The sequence below is a fragment of the Pseudomonas lijiangensis genome, from assembly GCF_018968705.1.
Lineage (GTDB): Bacteria > Pseudomonadota > Gammaproteobacteria > Pseudomonadales > Pseudomonadaceae > Aquipseudomonas > Aquipseudomonas lijiangensis.
Genome location: NZ_CP076668.1, coordinates 3,804,953 through 3,822,368, shown reverse-complemented (window position 1 = coordinate 3,822,368; position 17,416 = coordinate 3,804,953). Strand labels below are relative to the sequence as shown.

16 protein-coding genes are annotated in these 17,416 nt (G+C 60.6%); 5 read left to right on the top strand and 11 right to left on the bottom strand.

Translation table 11 applies throughout. The annotated features are described in order from the left end of the window. Positions 1–129 precede the first annotated feature (129 nt). From KQP88_RS15675 to KQP88_RS15650, 6 genes are all read right to left on the bottom strand, one after another. Positions 130–1,572 carry an efflux transporter outer membrane subunit gene (locus KQP88_RS15675; RefSeq protein ID WP_216703557.1) on the bottom strand — a complete coding sequence of 481 codons (1,443 nt, stop codon included), beginning with the start codon at positions 1,570–1,572 and terminating at the stop codon, positions 130–132. Further along, entirely contained in the window at positions 1,569–2,453 is an 885-nt protein-coding gene (locus tag KQP88_RS15670; RefSeq protein WP_216703556.1) for an efflux RND transporter periplasmic adaptor subunit, read from the bottom strand. Before KQP88_RS15670 ends, KQP88_RS15675 begins: the two co-directional genes overlap by 4 nt. Then, the gene (locus KQP88_RS15665) at positions 2,450–2,659 is read right to left on the bottom strand and encodes a DUF1656 domain-containing protein (RefSeq protein WP_025260844.1); all 210 of its coding nucleotides are present in this window, start codon (positions 2,657–2,659) and stop codon (positions 2,450–2,452) included. The genes KQP88_RS15670 and KQP88_RS15665 overlap by 4 nt, the downstream gene beginning before the upstream one ends. Further along, a complete protein-coding gene (locus KQP88_RS15660; protein ID WP_216703555.1) occupies positions 2,656–4,743 on the bottom strand; it encodes an FUSC family protein in 2,088 nt (695 codons plus the stop codon). The genes KQP88_RS15665 and KQP88_RS15660 overlap by 4 nt, the downstream gene beginning before the upstream one ends. Continuing rightward, positions 4,740–5,192: a MarR family winged helix-turn-helix transcriptional regulator gene (locus KQP88_RS15655; RefSeq protein ID WP_216703554.1), complete on the bottom strand. Its 453-nt coding sequence runs from the start codon at positions 5,190–5,192 to the stop codon at positions 4,740–4,742. The genes KQP88_RS15660 and KQP88_RS15655 overlap by 4 nt, the downstream gene beginning before the upstream one ends. A gap of 127 nt (positions 5,193–5,319) precedes the next feature. Continuing rightward, entirely contained in the window at positions 5,320–6,717 is a 1,398-nt protein-coding gene (locus KQP88_RS15650; RefSeq protein ID WP_216703553.1) for an ATP-binding protein, read from the bottom strand. A 208-nt stretch (positions 6,718–6,925) separates the two neighbouring features. On the opposite strand from KQP88_RS15650, the gene KQP88_RS15645 reads away from it, so the two are divergent. Then, positions 6,926–8,272 (top strand): HD domain-containing phosphohydrolase, encoded by a 1,347-nt coding sequence (locus KQP88_RS15645; protein ID WP_216703552.1) that lies wholly within the window; start codon positions 6,926–6,928, stop codon positions 8,270–8,272. 527 nt (positions 8,273–8,799) lie between these two features. Continuing rightward, positions 8,800–9,468, top strand: a complete 669-nt coding sequence (locus KQP88_RS15640; protein WP_200993316.1) for a polysaccharide lyase family 7 protein — start codon at positions 8,800–8,802, stop codon at positions 9,466–9,468. Here the strand turns inward: KQP88_RS15640 and KQP88_RS15635 are convergent. Next, the gene (locus KQP88_RS15635; protein ID WP_216703551.1) at positions 9,465–10,856 is read right to left on the bottom strand and encodes a heavy metal sensor histidine kinase; all 1,392 of its coding nucleotides are present in this window, start codon (positions 10,854–10,856) and stop codon (positions 9,465–9,467) included. The two genes, KQP88_RS15640 and KQP88_RS15635, sit on opposite strands and share 4 nt — an antisense overlap. Beyond that, positions 10,829–11,524, bottom strand: a complete 696-nt coding sequence (locus tag KQP88_RS15630; RefSeq protein ID WP_025260837.1) for a heavy metal response regulator transcription factor — start codon at positions 11,522–11,524, stop codon at positions 10,829–10,831. The genes KQP88_RS15635 and KQP88_RS15630 overlap by 28 nt, the downstream gene beginning before the upstream one ends. 201 nt (positions 11,525–11,725) lie before the next feature. Between KQP88_RS15630 and KQP88_RS15625 the strand changes: the two genes are divergently transcribed. The 3 genes from KQP88_RS15625 (at position 11,726) to KQP88_RS15615 (ending at position 13,923) form a co-directional block, all read left to right on the top strand. Beyond that, positions 11,726–12,331 (top strand): hypothetical protein, encoded by a 606-nt coding sequence (locus KQP88_RS15625; RefSeq protein ID WP_025260836.1) that lies wholly within the window; start codon positions 11,726–11,728, stop codon positions 12,329–12,331. A 205-nt stretch (positions 12,332–12,536) separates the two neighbouring features. Then, positions 12,537–13,160: a cytochrome b/b6 domain-containing protein gene (locus tag KQP88_RS15620; RefSeq protein ID WP_216703550.1), complete on the top strand. Its 624-nt coding sequence runs from the start codon at positions 12,537–12,539 to the stop codon at positions 13,158–13,160. Next, positions 13,153–13,923, top strand: a complete 771-nt coding sequence (locus tag KQP88_RS15615) for a molybdopterin-dependent oxidoreductase (RefSeq protein WP_216703549.1) — start codon at positions 13,153–13,155, stop codon at positions 13,921–13,923. The genes KQP88_RS15620 and KQP88_RS15615 overlap by 8 nt, the downstream gene beginning before the upstream one ends. Positions 13,924–14,014: 91 nt before the next feature. Here the strand turns inward: KQP88_RS15615 and efeO (KQP88_RS15610) are convergent, their stop codons facing one another. The 3 genes from efeO (KQP88_RS15610) to efeO (KQP88_RS15600) are packed head-to-tail and all read right to left on the bottom strand — an operon-like array spanning position 14,015 to position 17,410. Then, on the bottom strand, positions 14,015–14,839 hold the full coding sequence (gene efeO / locus KQP88_RS15610) for an iron uptake system protein EfeO (protein WP_216703548.1): 825 nt from the start codon (positions 14,837–14,839) through the stop codon (positions 14,015–14,017). Positions 14,840–14,868: 29 nt separating this feature from the next. Then, entirely contained in the window at positions 14,869–16,179 is a 1,311-nt protein-coding gene (gene efeB, locus KQP88_RS15605; RefSeq protein ID WP_122321818.1) for an iron uptake transporter deferrochelatase/peroxidase subunit, read from the bottom strand. A gap of 22 nt (positions 16,180–16,201) precedes the next feature. After that, positions 16,202–17,410, bottom strand: coding sequence for an iron uptake system protein EfeO (gene efeO / locus KQP88_RS15600; protein ID WP_216703547.1), 1,209 nt, complete (start codon positions 17,408–17,410; stop codon positions 16,202–16,204). Positions 17,411–17,416: the final 6 nt, after the last annotated feature.

The following is a 17,416-nucleotide window of genomic DNA, read 5'->3' as shown; positions in this document are numbered from 1 at the left end:
ATTTGACGCCAATTTTCGGTGGGGCGGATATCGTATTGATATTTGTCATTTTCAATACAATAAGTCGTTGCACTGTCTGAATCCGGGCAAGGCTTGAGGGGGCTTTGGTTGCCCCCTTATGAGTTGAACTCAAGGAGTCTGTCGAGGGCTGCTTTTTTCCTGTTCCCAACCCCCACCCAGTGCCAGAAACAGATCGATCTGTCCCATGGCCACCTGGGTATTGGCCGCTGCCATCTGCGCGCGCACGTCGGTGTAGGTGCGTGTCGCCTGCAGATCCGCCAGGAACGAGGCGCGGCCGGCCTTGTAGAAGCGGTGGGTCTGTTCTGCGGCTTCCTGGGCCGACTGCTCGGCTTCTTTCAGGGCATCGCGTCGGTCCAGCAGGGCGGTGTATTGCGCCAGACCGGTCTGGGTTTCGCGGATGGCGTTGAGGACCACGCCATCGAAGCGCGCCAGCGCGGCCTGGGTCGAGGCTTCGGCCTGGTGGATGCGTGCCCGTGAGCCGTTGGACGGCACGGTCCAGTTCAGCAGCGGGCCGAAGCCCCAGCGGTTGGCTGCCGGTTTGCCGAGGTTTTCGAGGATGCCGATGCTGCCCACGGTTGCGCCGATGCTGATGTCCGGGTACAGCTCGCCTGTGGCGACGCCGATCTGCGCGGTGGCCATGGCCAGATGACGTTCGGCCTGGCGCACATCCGGGCGGCGCTTGAGCAGGGCGGCGCCATCGCCCACGGGCATGACTTGCGCGATATGCGGCAGCTCGTTGCAGGTACTGACGCCAGCGGGCAGTTGGTCCACGGGCCGGGCCAGCAGCATCGACAGGCGGAACAGCCCGGCCTGACGCAAGGCCTGATAGCGGGGCAGTTCGGCGCGCAGGGATTTGAACTGGGTTTGTGAGCGGGTGACCTGGGTTTCATCCCCGCGCCCGGCATCGCGCAGGCGCTGGTTGAGGGTCACGCTCTGTTGTTGCAGGTCCAGCGACTCCTGAGCGATGTGCAACTCTTCATTGGCGGCGCAGACCTGCGTATAGGCCCGCACCACATCGGCGACCAGAGTAATGCGCGCTGTATCCGCTGCGGCCTGGCTGGCATCGACATTGGCCTGGGCTGCTTCAATGCCGCGCTGCAAGGTGCCGAACAGGTCGAACTGATAGGACGTGGTCAGCCCCACATCGCCGACATTGGCCACCGGCACTTTATCGGCCAGCAGAAAGGCTTCTCCCGATTCCTGCAGGCGTTGGGCACCCACTTTGGCGCTGTTGGTGAAACCGCCAGCGGCCTGGGCTTCGGCGGTCTGGTAGCGGGCGCGTTGCAGGTTGGCGGCGGCGATTCGCAGGTCGGTGTTGGAGGCCATGGCCTGTTGCACCAGCTCATCGAGTCGCGGGTCCTGATACAGACGCCACCAGTGTTCCGGCACCGGTGCCGAAACGGTATTGACGGACTGGCCCGCCAGTTCGCCTTGCAGGTCCGGGCGATTGATGGCGCTGTCCTTGGGCAGTTCATAATCAGGCCCTACCATCTGGCAGGCCGACAGCAGCAGCCCCAAACCCAGCGTGGCCATGTGCGTGGCGTGTTTCATTGTGCCGCTCCCTGACGGTCGTCGATGATCGAGACTGTCGCCGTGCGCCCGGCGATCATGCGGAAGTCCGCAGGTACTTCGTCAAAGGCGATACGCACCGGGATGCGCTGTGCCAGTCGCACCCAACTGAACGCCGGGTTGACGTTGGGCAGCAGGTTCGAGCCGCTGGTGCGGTCGCGGTCTTCGATACCGGCGACGATGCTCACCACATGGCCGGTCAGGCGCGCGTTGTCGCCGACCACGCGGATGTCCACGCCCTGGCCGATATGAATGCCATCGAGCTTGGTTTCTTCGAAGTAGCCATCGATGTGGAAGGACGCCGTATCCACTACCGACAACACGGCGCGGCCTGCCGACACGAATTCATGGGGGCGCGGCGCACGGTCGTTGAGGTAGCCGTCCACGGGGCTGCGGATCACCGAACGATCCAGATTCAGTTGCGCAGCGTCCACAGCCACTCGGGCTTCATTGAGGGCCGACAGGGCGCGGGCTTCACGGGACTGGCTCTCTTCCAGTTGCTCGCGGGCCACCAGATTGCCCAGGCCCTTGTTGCGCTTGTTCTCGCGCCGCGCCTGTTCCCAGATTTCCTGGCGTTCGGCAACCGTTGCCTGAGCCTGACGCAAGGCCAGCTGGAAGCGGTCCTGATCGATGGTGAACAACACTTGGCCCTTGCTGACCTGCTGGTTGTCGCCCACGTCGACTTTCTGGATCAGGCCGGAAACGTCCGGAGCGATCTGCACGATGTCGGCGCGGATATGACCGTCCCGGGTCCAGGGCGCATACATGTAGTACATCACCATGCGCCAGACGACGACGGAAGCCAGCAGCACAACGAGCAGAGTCAGGACCACGCGGCCCAATGTCAGTAATGGTTTTTTCATGTCATCAGGTATCGACTGAGAGTATCCACGGCGCCGAGCAACAAAGCGTATAGACCTACGTTGAACAAAGCCCGGTGCCACACCAGGCGGTAGAAGTGGGCGCGCGACAAGACGGCGTGCAGCCCCAGAAACAGCAGGTAGGCGATGCCCATGATCGCCAGAAAGGTGGGCACGAAAATGCCGCTGATATCCAGATCACCAATCATGAAGGCGCTCCATCGATGCCATAGGGCGGTTGTTCAGTGGTTTCCCCGGCAACGCTGACGATCTCGACTCCCGGCAACAGTGCCAGACGCAGGCCGCTCAGGGCATGCAGCAAGTGAATGCGTGCTTGGTCCTGGCCCATCGATTGAGCGGTGAGCGAGCGACGCGCCCGGTCCATGGTCATCAGCAGCCCTTTGGGCGCAGGCAGGCGTTCATCGGCCTTGATGCAGGCCTTGAAGTAGCTGCCGACTTCATCCACCACCTGATTGAGCAAGCTTTGGGCAGCGAGTGGGGCTCGCGGCGTATAAGCCCGCAGATCGAGCATGTTGAGGGCGACCCGCAGTTCGCGCAGGGCAATGCCCGTATCCTGGGCGGTGATGGTCAGGCGCGGCAGTTGCTGCATCAGACGGTCGAGCATCTGCACGCCCATGTGCCGGTGCTCGGCCAGGGTGGCCGGTTTGCTCAGGCTCACGATGTCGCGCCAACTGAAGCGGATCAGGCGTTTGAGGGCCAGCTCGACGCCGAAAGGGCGGAACACCAGCGTCCAGATAAAGGCGAACAACAGCCCGGCCGGGCCCGCCAGATTGGCGTTGAGGAAGTTCAGGAAGTCGGCGTCATAAGCGCTCTGGATGCTGATGAAGGACGAGGTGTTGACGATGGTCAGCAGCGTGCCGAGGAAGAAACGCGGCTGCACTGTCAGCGTGCCGACGCAAATGAAGGGCACCGCAAAGGCCAGCACCAGCATCGGGAAATCATGCAGGTTGGGCAGCACTACGAACAGGTACAGGCTGGCGAACACCACCGACATCAGTGTCCAGAAAAAGAACCGGTAGATCTGCGGTGCCGGGTCGTCCATGGCGGCAAAGAAGCTGCAGGACACCGCGGCCAGGGCCACGGCGCTGGCGCCGTCTTTCCAGCCCAGCAGGATCCACAGTATCGAAGCGGCGATAATTGCCAGCACCGTCGAAGTCACCGAATACAGCATCAGGCCGCGATCCAGAAACGGCGTAAGCCGACCCAGACGCCAGTGCCGGTAGACGGCGCGCCAGGGCGTTTGATCGTCGGTATCGATGGCGTACTGCAAGGTGCGGCAGTCCAGCCACAGGTCGATCCATTCACCCAGTCGGAACAGCGCATTGGAAAGCAGCAGTTGTTCCCGCTCATCCAGTTGCGCGGCGTCGGGTTGCAGGCGCTCCAGCTCGTGGTGCAGCACTTGCCATTGTTCCCGCTGCGGGCCTTGGGCGGTGTTGTCCAGCCAGTTGCGGGTTTCCACCAGCAGCGGCGAGAGGCTGGCCAGCAGTTCCGGCGTGCGGCGCTCCAGTGCCCAGAGCGCGTCGTCCAGGGCATCGATTACCGGCAGCAGGTGAATCATGCGTCCACGCAGTTCCATGGCGTGGCGCACGGTCTGCTTGCGGGTGCCTTCATGGCTCAACTGGCTGATGAGCAGTTCCAGCGAGTTGAAGCTGCCGACCATGGAATTGCGCAGTGCGCCGACTTCTTCGGCCTGGGCACTGCGGCCCAGGAACCGTTCGCTGTAGGCGCTGGCGTCGCGAAACCATTGTTCTGTGGTGCTCTGGAACACCGGCTTCAGGCGACGCGGCCAGAACATGGCACCCACCACGGCAGCACAGATGATGCCCAGGAAAATCTCTTCGGTGCGCGACACGGCAATCTCGAAGACCGCCTGCGGGTTGTCCACCACCGGCAGGGAAATCAGCGGCATGGTGTAGCCGGCCAGCATCAGCGCGTAGCTGTTGGCGGTGCGCAGGTGCAGGGAAAGAAACAGCAGCGTGCCGGTCCACAGGCCGATCACAATCGCCAGCAGCAAAGGCGTCTGCACGAAGATCGGCACCAGCAATACCGAGGCGGCGGCACCGGCCAGTGTGCCCAGGGCGCGATACAGGGCCTTGGAACTGGTGGGGCCAACGAACGGGCTGGAAACGATATAGACCGTCGCCATGGCCCAGTAAGGTCGCGGCATTTCCATGAGCAGCGCGATATACAGCGCCAGCATGGCCGCGGCGAAAGTGCGTACGCCATAGAACCAGTCACGGGCTGGAGGGAAGCCGGCGAAGAAACCGTTCACGACTGACCTGCGCTGTCAGGGTGAGCCGCATCGGCGAAGGCCTTGAATACGCGCAAGGTGGCTTCGAGGTCGGCAGTGTCGATGCCCTTGAGCACGTCGGCGCGCAGGCGAGTCAGTTCCTGTTCGATCGCACCGGCCAGCCTGCGGCCGTCTTCGGTCAGGCTCAAGGCCTTGGCGCGGCGGTCGTTGGGGTCTTCGGTGCGGCAGACGATGCCGGATGCGCACAACTGATCCAGCAGACGCACCAGGGTCGGGCTTTCCATACCGGCGGCCTGGGCCACTTTCACCTGATGCACGCCGTCGCCCAGGCGCGCAATGGCCAGCAGCGGACCTGCGCAGGCTTCGGAGATGCCATAAGTGGACAGCGTGGCATGGCAGATACGCCGCCATTGGCGGGAGGCGGCGACCATACCGCTGCTGATGGCCCTGTGAAGTGAATCGAGTGACATGGGTGACCGGAAATTTAGTTAGGGACGATATTGTTAGTGAGGATATTAATAGCTTGCTAACTAATAATATCCTGTAACAAAGTCTTTCCGTCAACCGTAAATTTCCCGAGGGTCGTGGCACCGTGCGTCAATTGCCGGTTTTGACTTGATGAATCGGCAGTACCACCTTGAAGGTGGTGCCGATCCCCACCTGGCTTGAAACGCCAATGCTGCCGCCATGCTTTTTGACAATGCCATATGAAAGCGACAGGCCAAGCCCGGTGCCTTTGCCCACGGGCTTGGTGGTGAAGAAGGGGTCGAAGATGCGCTGCATGACCTGCGGCTCCATGCCCGAACCGTTGTCGGCCACCTCCAGCCAGACAGTGTCGTCTTCCTGGCCGGTGCGAATGACGATCTGCCCGCGCTCGCTGCCGATAGCCTGTGCCGCGTTGACCACCAGGTTCATGACCACCTGATTGATCTGCGAGGGCAGGCACTCGATCTGCGGCAGGTCGCCGTATTCCTTGATCACATCGGCCTTGTACTTGATTTCGTTGGCGGCGATGTTGAGCGTCGAGTCGATGCCCAGATGCAGATCGGCCCACTGCCATTGCTCGTTGCTGTCGACCCGGGAAAAGGCCTTGAGATCCTTGACGATCTTCCCGGCGCGGTCGATGCCTTCCTTGGATTCACTGATCAGCACCGGAATGTCATCGATCAGGTAATCCAGCTCTATGCGCTCGCGCAGTTCGGCCAGTCGATCCCGTTCCGGTCCTTGTGGCAGTGTTTGCTCGACCTCCCGGTAGGCCAGCAGCATTTCCTTCACCTGGGCGAAATAGTTTTCCAGGGTGCCGAGGTTGGACGAGATGAAACCGATGGGATTATTGATTTCATGGGCCACACCGGCCGCCAGTTGCCCCAGCGAAGCCAGTTTTTCCGATTGCACCAACTGGCTTTCCAGGTGTTTGCGCTCGTCGATCTGATGTTGCAGTTCTTCACTGGTGCGGGTCAGTTCTTCGGTGCGCTGTTCCACCAGTTGTTCGAGCCGGTCCATCTGCACCGATGCCAGCTCGGTCATTTCCCATTTGGTGGTGAGCACATTGGCCAGTTGCTGCACTTCAATGTCATTGAAGGGTTTCTTGCGGGTCAGCAGCCGCTCATGACCTTGCAGGCGATCGATCAGGGTTTCCCACGAATAGTCGGACTGCGCGGTACAGATCACCACTTGCAGGCGCGGGTCGATCTGCCAGAGTTTTTCGATGACCCGCGCATCTTCCGCCAGATGCATGTCGACAAAGGCCAGCGCGTAAGGCTCGTCGTCATCCAGCGCCTGCTGCGCCCTGAGCAGGCCGTCTGGCGCGTCGTACACACAATCGAGCAGGTAGTGGTGGGTGATGATCGGCATGTCATTGCCGAACAGGGCCGCTTCGATCAGGTAAAGATCAGCCTGGCCGCTGCTGTCGGGCACCAGCGCCTTGCGAAAGTCTTCGTGAGTGGCGGGGGTGCCATCGATCAGGAGAATGCGTCGGTTGGACAGGATTTTCATGGCACACCTGCGGCAACGGTCGAGTGGATGACAGGAAGCGTCCCTGACTGACTTGAGCATAGCGCTGCGGGTGAGCTTTCATCGGAAATAATTGCAAAGTGCCACTATTTTTCAATCGCCCGCTATGCTCAAGACAAGATCCAAGCGCATGATGATCTGGCACTTCACAAGAACAAATGTGCCCCTACCGCCAAGCGAGGTACTCGCGATGGACGACAAGTCTGTTTCTGCCGGTGCATTCAAACCGAACGTGCTTCTGGTCGACGACGAAGAGCTGATTCTCAGCAGCCTGCGCCGTCTGCTGCGAACCCAGGGGTACACCATTCACTGCGCCAACAGCGGCGAAGAAGCCCTGAACATCATGGCGCAACACCCCATCGACCTTGTGATGAGCGACGCGCGCATGCCGCACATGGATGGCTCCACGTTGCTGGCCCGCATCCATGAGCTTTACCCTTCTACCATGCGTCTGTTGCTGACCGGTTATGCGGACCTGGACATGATCGTCAAGGCCATCAACGAAGGCGGCATTCATCGCTACATCAGCAAGCCCTGGAATGACGAGGACATGCTGCTGACCTTGCGCCAGTCCCTGGCCCATCAGCATTCCGAGCGCGAGCGGCAACGTCTCGAACAACTGACCCACGATCAGAACGAAGCGCTGCAACTGCTCAATGCCACCCTGGAGAAGCGCGTGCTGGCGCGCACATCCGAGGTGCAGCAGACCGCCGACATGCTCGACCTGGCCTACGACGAACTCAAGCACAGCTATGCCACCAGCACCGAGCTCTTTTCGTTGCTGGTCAATCAGCGCCTGCCTGCGGACAAGCAGACCAACCGGCAGGTCATCGATCTGGTGCGCACTTACTGTCAGGTTAACGGGCTGGATGAAGCCAGCCGCCGCGACCTGTGCATGGCGGCCGCGTTGCACAATATCGGCAAGCTCGGCTGGAGCGACAACATGATCGTTTCGCCTGTCGACCAGTTGTCCCACACCGAACGTGAACGCTATCGGGACTATCCGAAGCAGAGCGAATCATTGCTCATGACCCTGGACCCCATGCGCGATGCAGCCCGCTTGATCCTGCACCATCAGGAACACTGGGACGGGACGGGGTTCCCGGACCGGCTCAAGGGCGAGGCGATTCCTTTCGGTTCGCGTCTGCTCAAGCTGGCGGTGGACTTCATCGAGTTGCAGCATGGCCTGATTCTTCAGCGGCGCATGAACAGCGACGAAGCGCTGGTGTTTATTCGCCAGTACAGCGGGCGCTGGTACGACCCTTGCCTGCTTGAAGGATTCATCAAGGCCTGCGCGGTCTACCGCTCCGATATCACTCTGGGCGACCCGCTGGTCAAGGCCATGAAACCTCGTGAGTTGAGTGCGGGCATGGTGCTGGCCCGTAACCTCAACGCCGATAACGGCATGCTGCTGCTCAATGCCGGCAAGGTGCTCAGTGAGCTTCTGGTCGAGAAGCTGATTGCCTTCGAGGAAATGGAAGGCGCGACCTATACCGTGTTCATTCGCCTGCCGGAACCTGTCCTTTCTCCTGCGTAACGCTCCCTTTGCAGGAGTAATGCGGCATATGAAGTCACTTGTGGGAGGGGCCTTGGCCGCGACGACTTGCTTACAGGCAATACATTTTCAGCGCCTGAAAGCTTTGAAGTCGCGGCCAAGGCCCCTCCCACAGTGTGGGTGAAAGGGCGATGAACGGTCGTCAGGACAGTCTCTGGTTTGAAAAGTGCCTCGAATATTGAAAATAATTGCTACCGTCTGTCGGCAATTTTCCGCAAAAAACGCTCATTTCGGCGATCGCCATTCAAAAAAATGACGCACCCGGTTCTTGACTTTTTCCAAATAAATCACCGCTTAGAACAAAAAGTCCACTTGTCAAACTTTCGATACAAATGGCATCAAAGTAGTGGCTTTGGGTGTTTTGCGACTTTCTTTTGACGCCAATATGCCGTTGGGTGGTGTTTAAAAAATAAACGATTCAGCCGATAGTCAGGACGAATCCAACGGGTGCTAAACGCCCGTTCCAGAGCCATCCTGCCGGTGCCAAGGCGCACCTTGCGAGCAACCCCATGATCGACCTCGCCACCTGGAATCTTTCCGTACCTGTCGGAACACCAGCCACTACCATCGACACCCCGAAACTCATGGGTGGCTATGAGGATGGATATTTCCGTTCCGGAAATACCCTGTTTTTCTGGGCACCGGTCACCGGCTCCACCACGGAAAATGCCAAGTACCCACGTACCGAGCTGCGCGAGACCACGGCGGATGGTCGAGCCCACAACTGGGCTTACTCGAGTGCGGACAATTTTCTGCGGGCGTCGCTGACCGTCAACCAGGTGCCTTCCAGCGGCAAGATCGTGATTGGTCAGATCCACTGCTATGGCAGCACCGAGCCGTTGCTCAAGGTCGAGTATCAGTACAAGGAAAAACTGCAGACCGGCAATATCGTCGCCAAGTTTCGTCGCAGCCCGGATGCGGAAATCGAAGTGATCATGGTTGCCCAGGGTGTTCCGCTCAACGAGCGCTTCAGCTACAGCATCCATCTGACGCCCGCCGGGAGTCTCACGGTCAATGCCTACGACCATATCTGGAACGCCAGCCTGGACTCGGCCTGGAGCACCAAACTGTTTTACTTCAAGGCCGGGGTCTATACCCAGGACAACACCGGGTACACCAACGAAGGGGGCGCGGCGACTTTCTACAAGTTGACCATTGCCCACGACAAGAAGGCTTAACCGATAAATACCAGGCTGAAGCAGATCCTTCCGGCCTGAGGCTGTGCCACTTCGACGCGACCACCATGCAAGTGCATGATCGCCGCCACGATGGCCAGCCCCAGGCCGTTGGAGTCGGAGCTTTCGTGGCGCGAGGAGTCGCCACGGTAGAAGCGGTCGAACAGCCGGTCCAGGGTTGCAGCGGGCAGCACGGGCCCTTCGTTTTCCACTTCGATTCGTTGTTCATGCTTGAGAGACACGACCCTTACCAGAATCCGGCTGCCTTCGTCGGCATAGCGAATGGCGTTGGCGACCAGATTGCTCAAGGCTCGGCGCAGCAGGATCGGGTCGGCGTCCAGCTTGCCCTGGCCACTGGCATGCAGCTCCAGTTGCCGCTCTTCGGCCAGCCCTTCGAAATAGCCCGTCACTCGTTGCAGTTCGTCCTGCAATTGCAGCGGCTGAGGTTCCAGAACCGCCTGGGCCTCGTCGGCACGAGCCAGGAACAGAATGCTTTCCACCAGCCGTGAAATCCGCTCCAGTTCTTCGAGGTTGGAAGCCAGCAAGGCCTGATAGTCATCGACGCTACGAGTCTGGCGCAATGCGACCTGACAATGCCCCATCAACGAGCCCACCGGTGTACGGATTTCATGGGCCAGATCGGCAGAAAACTGCGTCAGGCGCTGATAGCCGTCATCCAGCCGGTCGAGCATGGCGTTGAAGGCGTCGCTCAGTTGTTGCAGTTCCACCGGCGTGTTGCGGGTATCGAGGCGGTCATGCAGGCTGGTCGGGGAGATACCGGCCGCATGGGCTGCCATCTGGCGTAGCGGGCGCAAGCCGCGTCGCAACAGCACATACCCCAGCAAGGCCGTCAGCACAAAGGTCAGCGTCATGGCGGCATAGATGCGTTCGCGGAAACTGGCGAGCATGGCCATTTCCTTGACCATCAGGTGCGCGGCCTGCAAGCGCAATTCCACGCCATTGGACATCGCCAGGGATGCTGCCGCTCGCAGCGGCACACCTTGCAGGCTCATGCCGCTGCGCATGTCGCTGGCACTCAGGGGCTGGTCCTGAGCGACCGTTGGCAGTTCCGGCAGAGGAGCGCGTTGCGGGTTCACGGCAATCACCGGCGGCTTGCCCGGTTCGCCAATGATGAAAATGTCTTCTTCGCTGTCGAGCATGTTCTCGAACAACTGCGGGCTGGCCTTGAGGTTGTCCAGAGTCAGGTCATAGCGCAGCAGTTTGCGAAAATGATCCAGCCGGGCGAGTACCGCATGGTCGCTACGCTGCAGGACGCTCTGTTTCATCGCCTCATACAGATAAAGCCCCGCACCGCCCACGGTGAACATCGCCACCAGCGCAAAAGCCAGGGTCGAGCGCAGGGTCAGGGATGGCTGGCGTCCGGGGTGCATGGCCGTACCTCGCAGACGTAACCGATGCCGCGCACGGTATGGATAAGCTTGATCGGGTAGGGCAGGTCCACTTTGCTGCGCAGGCGCTTGATGGCCACATCCACCACATTGGTGTCGCTGTCGAAATTCATGTCCCAGACTTCGGAGGCGATCTGTGCCCGTGACAGCACATCGCCCTCGCGGCGCAACAACAGATGCAGCAGGGCGAATTCCTTGTTGGTCAGGACGATGACCTGCTGCTGGCGGGTGACGCGGCGGCGCAGCAGGTCCAGCTCCAGATCGGCCAGATGGAAATGATCGGCTTCACGCACCACGCCACGACGCAGGATGGTACGGATGCGCAGCAGCAATTCGGTGAAAGAGAAGGGTTTGACCAGATAGTCGTCGGCACCCAGTTCCAGGCCGCGAATCCGGTCCTGCAACTGATCCCGTGCGGTGAGAAACAGCACCGGCACATCCTGTTTGGCGCGCAGCACCTCGATGATCTGCCAGCCATCGATGCCGGGCAGCATCACGTCCAGCACGATCAGGTCGTAGCGGTTTTCCAGGGCCATGTGCAGGCCGTCGGCACCGTGTTGAGCCCAGTCGACCTGATAGCCGGATTCGCCGAGGCCCTTTTTCAGGTACTCGCCGGTCTTGGTGTCGTCTTCAATCAGCAGGATATGCATCGTGATGCTGGCTACACTCTGGCAGGCGCCTTGAGTCGCGCCGGTGTCGGCAGTCTAACCAGTTGCCAGCGGCAAGTCGGTTACATTTTTGTCATTGAACAGCCGGTTTCGTGAATGACAAAAATGTCATTGGCAGGTCATTTTGCAGTACCGGTAGCGGAGCAATGATGGCGCTTCATTCAATCTGTCAGGGAATAACCGATGAAGACTGCGCTTTCCACTACCTTCGGCCTGTTGTTGCTCAGTGCCGCCGTCATGACCCAGGCCGCTGATCTGCCGGTGGTCAAACCGATGCGTGGCACGGTCGAGAGCCTGCAGGCCGACACCTTGAACTTCACGACCCGTGCCGGCCAGCACCAGAGCATTCAACTGACCGAAAAGACCGGCATCCGCCTGGTTTCCAAGGCCGATCTGGACACCATCAAGCCGGAAAGCTTTGTCGGCTCGGCAGCCATTCCCCAGGCTGACGGTACGCTCAAGGCGCTGGAAGTCACTGTGTTCGAAGCCAGCCTCAAAGGTAGCGGCGAAGGCCACTATGGTTGGGAAAACGCCGATGGCAGCACCGGCACCATGACCAACGGTACGGTGGGCACTTTGTCCAAAGCCAATGGCCGCACCTTGAGCGTGCTCTACAAGGGCGGCGAGAAACAATTGGTGGTGCCTGAAGATGTGCCGATTGCCTATGTCGAACCGGGCCAGCGCAGTGAGTTGAAAGCAGGCGCGAAGATCGTGCTGTTCCCCGCCGATGACGGCAAGTCTGCTCGTGGGATTGCGGTTGGCAAGGATGGGTATACACCGCCGATGTGATTGATACATGGAGTGAGTGCCGATCAGTCAAGGCATATGAAGTCACTTGTGGGAGGGGCCTTGGCCGCGACGACCTGCTTACAGGCAACACATTTTCAGCGCCTGAACTGAAGCTGTCGCGGCCAAGGCCCCTCCCACGGACTGTGGCCCAGCCACCTGCTTTTTGAAATCAGCCCGCGCTCGGTTAACTTCTGAGAGAACAATCATGAAAACCCGTCCCATTCATCCCTGGCCGGTGCGGCTGACCCATTGGGTCAATGCGGTGGGCATGGTCTGCATGTTCATGAGCGGTTGGGGGATTTACAACGCTGCGCCGCTGATGGCTTTTACCTTTCCCAAATCGCTCACCCTTGGCGGCTGGCTGGGCGGTTCGATTGCCTGGCACTTTGCAGTGATGTGGCTGCTGGTGATCAATGGCCTGGTTTATGTGCTGTATGGCGTGTTCAGTCGCCACTTCAAGCGCGACCTGCTGCCGGTACGTCCTGCCGAGGTGAAGCGCGATATCGTCGATGCCTTGCGCTTTCGTCTGGCCCATATCAAGGGGCGTTACAACGCCGTCCAGCGCCTGATGTACTGGCTGGTGCTGGCCATGGGCGTATTGATCGTGCTGTCCGGGCTGGCGATGTGGAAACCGGTGCAGTTTCAGGAACTGGCCAGCCTGATGGGCGGCTACGACGCTGCCCGCTGGGTGCATTTCGGCGCGATGTCGGCCATCGGCGCATTTGTCATCGTTCACCTGGCACTGGTCGTGCTGGTCCCGCGCACCTTGTTGCCCATGATTACTGGCGGGCGTCTGCCGGCTGAACACGGAAACCCCGGCCATGAATGAACCTCGTAAACGCATCACCCAGCGCATCCGTCTGGAGCCTGCACAACAACAGCAACTGGTGGATATCCAGCGCCGCTCGTTCCTGCGTGCCGGGCTGACCGTGGGTGCCATGTCGATGCTGACCGGCTGTAATCTGCAGGACGGCGATCAGGTGGACCGAGCGCTGTGGGCCATGTCGCGCTGGAACGACCGGGTTCAGGCCTGGCTGTTCAGTGGCCAGAAACTGGCACCGACCTACAGCAAGGCGCAGATCACCAACCCGTTCCCGTTCAATGCGTTCTACCCGGAATACAACGTGCCCGAAGTTGAGCTGTCCGACTATCGGCTGGCGGTTTCGGGGCTGGTGCGCGACAAGCAGTCATGGACCCTCGAAGCCTTGCGCAAGTTGCCGCAGCGCACGGATATCACGCGGTTGATCTGCATCGAAGGCTGGAGCGCAATAGGGCAGTGGGGCGGTGTGCCGCTCAAGACCTTTCTGGAATATATCGGTGCGGACACCACGGCGCGTTTCGTCGGGTTCAAATGCGCCGACCGCTACTACTCAAGCCTGGACATGCCCACGGCCCTGCATCCACAGACCTTGCTGGCCCTGGACTTCGGCGATGTCGCCTTGCCGCCTGATTACGGCTACCCGCTGCGGGTACGGGTACCCACCAAGCTGGGCTTCAAGAACCCCAAGCATATCGTCGAGATATTCGTGAGCAACGAAAATCCGGGCGGGTATTGGGAGGATCAGGGGTATAACTGGTTCAGCGGGATTTGATGAGGTGCTGGGGTTTTCGCGGATAAATCCGCTCCCACGGGATGACACAAATCCCTGTGGGAGCGGATTCATCCGCGAACAAGGCCAAGAGTTAATTCAACCCCAGTTTCCCGCGCAAGGTGGACAGGTCTTCGGCCAGTGTATTGACCGGGCCGACCAGGGCCTTGCGGTCGTTTTCCTTCACTTTGTCGTAAGTTTCGAAGCCGCCATCCCTGGTCTTGTACTTGGCCAGGATCTTGTCCACGGTGGCGAAGTTCTTGTCGACCTTGGTGGCGAAGGCCTTGTCCTGTTTCTCGATCTGCGGACGGAACAGGTCGACGATTTTCTTCGCGCCGTCGATGTTGCCCTGGAAGTCATACAGGTCGGTATGGCTGTAGCGGTCCTCTTCGCCGGAAACTTTGGTGGCGGCGACTTCTTCCAGCAGGGCAGCAGCGCCACCGACGACTTTCTCGGGCGGGAAGGTCAGGTCGGCCACGCGGGCTTGCAGGTCGTTCACGTCGGCCATCAGCTTGTCGGCAATCGGGCCCTGATCCTGGGTGGTGTTCTTCGAGAACAGGGCATATTCCAGACGATGGAAACCGGTGAAGTCTTCGGCTTCGACACCTTGCTCGTGATCGTCCACACGTGAGTCGATGGACGCATCCAGGTCACTGAACAGCTCGGCAATCGGCTCTACCGATTCGTAGTAGACCCGCGTCGGCGCGTACAGCTTCTTGGCCGTGGCGATGTCGCCTTTCTTGACCGCATCGGTGAACTCTTTGGTGTGGCTGACCAGCTCATCGATGTTTTCGGTGACGTAGATTTTGTAGTCCGAAACCGGGCCGACCAGGTCCAGCGGCGCCGTGGCAGCGAACGCGGCCAGTGGGGTCTGAAGCAGTCCAAGGGTCAGCAGCAAGGCCAGAGGCGTTTTTTTCATGGTTGTCTTCCGGGTCAGGTGATTGAAGGTCATGCGGTTTTGGCAGTTGCTGCGGCGGCCAGCAATGAGCGGCCGATAAAATCCTTGTCGCTGGTCACGCCCGGCAGGGTGAAGAAATAGCCACCGCCGAACGGCTTGAGGTATTCCTCCAGCGGCTCGCCGTTGAGGCGGGTCTGCACGGTGATGAAGCCTTTTTCCAGATCGCTCTGGTAGCAGATGAACAGCAGACCCATGTCGAGCTGGCCGTTCTTGTTGACGCCGTTGGAGTAGTTGAACGGACGACGCAGGATCAGGTTGCGCTGGGTTTCCGGCGTGCGCGGGTTGGCCAGGCGAATGTGCGAGTCCATGCGGGTCTTCTTGCCATGGGGGTCGGCGGCATAATTCGGCACATCGCTTTCCACTTTGCCGTCCATGGGCGCGCCGGTGCTCTTGGTGCGGCCAAAGATGGATTCCTGTTCCTGCAAGGGCGTGCGGTCCCAGCGCTCGACGAAGTTGCGGATGATCCGCACCGCCTGATAGCTGCCGTTGGCGGCCCAGGCGGGTTCGTCGCTGCCGGGCTGGACCCAGACCAGCTCGTTCATGGTCTTCTGGTTGTTGGAATCCGGGTTGGCCGAGCCGTCACGGAAACCCAGGAAGTTGCGCGCACTTTCCGCAGGCTGTCCCGGCTTCCTGGGGGCCTGGGCCGGCACCGTGCCTTCCTGCTTCCAGCGCACCAGCAGCAGGTCCGGCAGGTTCTTGACGATATCGCGCAGGGCGTGAATGTTGGTGTCCGGGGTGTTGGAGCAGAACTGGATGCTCAAGTCGCCGTGGCAACTGCTGGCTTCCAGCGCATCGTTGGGGAAACCCGTCATGCGGCTCAGGCGCTTGGGTTTGACGGCAGTCAGGCCAAAGCGCTCGTCGAACAGCGACTCGCCCACCGACACGGTGATGGTCAGGTTGTCGGGTGTGACCACCGGGCCAAGGATGCCCGAGTCCAGCGGCGGCAGTTTCGGATCGACCTCAGCCACCGGACCGCCGGTCATCAGGAAGGCGATGCGCTCGTTGAGGGTGCGGAACATGCGCTCCAGGTCTTCACGGTCGGCAGCCAGCACATCGAAGGCGACCATCATGCCCGCAGCCGGACGCGGGTTGACGATGCCGCTCTGGTGGATGCCATGGAACGCATTGTGGTCCTGGGTCTTGTCGCTGTTGGGTGCTTCGGTGACCTGGGCGGTGGCGGCGGCCAGGGCGTTGCCGCTCAGGCTGCTGCCTGCCAGTGCGGCACCGGCGGCACCCAGCCCCAGCAGAACACGGCGGCGCTGAAGGGAGTGGGGGGCGTTATCGGATTCCGGGTTTTTCATCGTAGTCACTTGTTCACATCAGTCAGAGGTCGGAGAGGCCGAGGGCCGAGTCGATTCCGTGCAGCGCATCGGCAAGGGCCTTGGCCTTGTCGGCGATGGCCTGACGCTGCGCTGCATCGACCTGATCGTAAGGGCGGTAGCCGTTGTCGGTTTTCAGCGCCTTGAGTTGTTCATCCAGGGCGCCCGACGTGCTGTCGAGGGTTTGCAGCAGAGCGCCTGCGCTCTTGGCCAGCAGCGGACGCAGCAGGTCGATGACCTTGCGCGTGCCTTCCAGGTTGGCGGCGAAACCATTGAGGTCGCTGTGGCTGTAGCGCTCTTCTTCGCCCTTGCTGCGCACCTCGGCCAGACTGTTCATGTTGCGGGCGACGATATCGGCCAGTTGCTCGGGGGCCAGGGTTTGCGCCAGCAGTTGCTGCTTGAGGCTGGCAACATCGGTTTGCAGACGCTGCGCCACGGGAGTCAGGCCTTCGGTGCTGCGTTTTTCGAACAGCCCGTACTCGATGCGATGGAAGCCGCTGAAGCCAGGGTCCTGCTCGCGTTTTTCGTAGTAATCGGCGCGTGCGTTGATGGCGTTGTCCAGTTCGGCCAGGCGCTGCGAGGCTGGGGCAATGCGCTGATACAGCGTGCGGGCCGGGGTGTAGGCGGCTTGTGCTGCGTTCAGGTCACCGGCTTCGATGGCCTGCTGCAAGGTGGTGACGGCCTTGATCAGTGCCGAGCTTTGCTGGCTCAGGTACACGCGGTATTCGGACAGCGGGCCGATAAACGCAACCATGGAAGGACGCGCCTTGGCACGGGCCTCGGACTCGGCGGTCGGGGTGACATGCAAGGTGCCTCGCGGGTTGCTCAGCAGGCCGCAGGTGATGGCGTAGTCGCCGGGCTGCAGGTTGGCGTTGATCACCTGGCTCAGGCCCGGCGCAATGTTTTCCCGTTCTTCCACCACCAGCACGCCGTCGAGGATTTCCCATTCCACGGCGCGTTCGGAGCGGTTGACGATACGGAAGGCGTTCTTGCCGGCAGGCACGGTCAGCGCGTTGGGTTCGCAGTTGTGGGCGTGGATGTTGACCACGGTTTCATTGCCGCTGTTGGCAGCCCGTTTTTTCGAGGCCACCTGGGAGGCGTAGTAGAACAGGCCACCGGCAGCGACCATCAGGATCACGGAGCCGGCGACTGCCAGTCGCAAGGCACGGGGAGGCCTGGCTTTCCCGGAAAGCTCAGAGGAAGGGTTCGACATGTAGGC